At 50.8% G+C, this 2,107-nt stretch carries 2 protein-coding genes; both read right to left on the bottom strand.

Annotation, left to right across the window (positions count from 1 at the left end; all coding sequences use genetic code 11):
- Window positions 1–120: 120 nt before the first annotated feature.
- Window positions 121–1,017: a DUF262 domain-containing protein gene (locus DCO57_RS22120; RefSeq protein WP_116701088.1), complete on the bottom strand. Its 897-nt coding sequence runs from the start codon at window positions 1,015–1,017 to the stop codon at window positions 121–123.
- Between the two features lie 693 nt (window positions 1,018–1,710).
- The coding region (locus DCO57_RS23755) for a hypothetical protein (RefSeq protein ID WP_205756255.1) at window positions 1,711–2,107 on the bottom strand (397 nt) is incomplete at its 5' end.

The raw sequence follows: 2,107 nt of genomic DNA, 5'->3' as shown, positions 1-2,107 counted from the left end.
GCCAGATCGATCCCGATCATCGTCTCTTTGGTCATGCTCGCCTTCCTCTCCACCCATTGGACTTAACCCGACGATCCTCCAATAGAATGCGTCAGGTGGGTAGAGCGGCAACCACTCCATCTATTCAAAGAGCTTTTCGGCGTTCTCTTGTCTGGCGTCTGCGCGATGGAAAATATTGTTGCGAACGAGATCCGCGGCGAGAAGCGGTTCGCCTCGCTCATTGAGCGTCTCGAAAATCACCTGAGCGTCATCGCCTTCTTCCAGGGTTATTTCGACGACCTTGAACTCTTCGATAAGGGCTTCATAAAGTGCGTCGAGCCGTAGCTCCATCGCGGCTCTGTCTTGATCCTCTACCGGCGTCGCGTCTTCAGCTTCCTCGTCCTGGTCTATGGATTCCGCAAAATCGTCTTCAAGATCGTCCGTCTCAACCGCATTACGGATGCGATCAAAAAAGTAGCCATACGCGCCGAGCAAGTTCGGCACGGATTTGTAATCGTAGATGCGGTCACGGCCTTTGTAGAAATGCTGCAGGTACTTCTTGCGGAGCTCCGGCCTGCCAAGGCTCATGATGTCCTGAAACAATTCACGGTCATATTGGGTCGGCCATATCTTGAATTTTTCAACCTCCGGCTCCTCCATGAGGTGCTGCTTTTCGTTGAAAATATAGCCCTCGATCCTCTCTACGGTGTAGTCGAAACCGGCTTGCTTGGCGTAATCGCGCGCGGCGGCCAGATAGAGTTGGAATGTGGTCATTCGCTGCTGCCCGTCCACGACCTGAAAGGACGTCACCTGCCGAGATGATGCGGACCCGCGTGCTTCCATGACCACCGCACCCATGAAATGGGAGAAACGGCGTTCGCGACCGTTCAAGCGTTCGATCGCCTTTGTGCGGATGTCATTCCAAAACGGTGCCCACTGTTTGTCCCGTTCCCATACATAGTGGCGCTGATAAATCGGTACGCAGAACCGCTGTCTGTTCTCCAATAATTGCCGCACGGTTACGGGACCAGCTTTCATCTCAATGCCTTTCTGCAAATTCAACTACAAGTTATCGAAAGCGTGCAGTTACATCAATGAAAACAATGTCATGTGGGAAGTAAACTATAGCGCATCCCACTTGGTGGGACCGGGCTGTCGTGAACCGAGCCTGTAGTCTCGGCCATGGGGCGTCCATCCCTTGCGCGTTTCGGGTATGGTGGCGCCAGGCGCCGGCTTTATTGCCGCGTGCGTCACACGCTCTTGGAACCTGTCTCTTCCAGCTTAAACCGTCCCATCCCGCCTGATCCAATAGCCCTGATCTGCGTCTGCCCGCTCCATTCGATACGGCTCTGGGCCGCATCTCCCGTGTTGCCGAGATCGCCTTTGGCGTCGCAAGCGACAGGACTTTGGGGCGCTCTGTTTGACGGTACTCCCGTCCTCCTAAAACGTCGCCGTCCGCTGGTGCGGATCGGCGGCTTTGTCTCTTTGGTTGGCATCGGACGCTCGCCGCTGGGCAAGGGTTCAAGCGCGGGGCAAAGGTTTCTCGCCTGGCTAGAAACTCAAAATAATTGAGGGAGCAATGTTCCTAATACATACAAAACACAAGAATATCCCTCCTATGTTTCAACACCGCTGATTACTATTAAGCAACGTTGAAATTTTTACAGTGGCCTGTCGAAGATAATGACATGCAGATAAAAACAAGAGGACAACAACTTTTTTTAATTTGATTCAATCATACCAGAGAACACTCACTTCCTTGTCTAAATAAAAATTAAATTTTCTTATAAGTCTGGTCCGATGATTATTTCTGAAGTGCCACTTCCATCTTTTATTTGACAGCTCCTCTCGATTGGAATCGTCCAACTCTACGGTTTTGAAAATCAGCCCTTTCGACGATCCGGGAACTAAGACCGATCTCCATTTGCCTTGGTGGTACAATTTATCTGTTTCAAATTTTGATATGCTAAGTCCATTGGTATTTGCTTCAGGGCCGTACCATTCGAAAACCATAGTACAGCCAGTAGCTTGCGGCTCACTGGTCAAATTTCGACCTCTGAAAAAATTAGCGCAGCGATCTTCGGCAATCATACCTTTGGATACGCGAAACTCGATTGCAAGAATACTG

This window comes from Labrenzia sp. 011 (genome assembly GCF_003075075.1).
In the GTDB taxonomy this organism is placed as follows: domain Bacteria; phylum Pseudomonadota; class Alphaproteobacteria; order Rhizobiales; family Stappiaceae; genus Roseibium.
The sequence above is the reverse complement of the archived record's forward strand: the minus strand, read 5'-3'. Positions and strand labels throughout refer to the sequence as shown.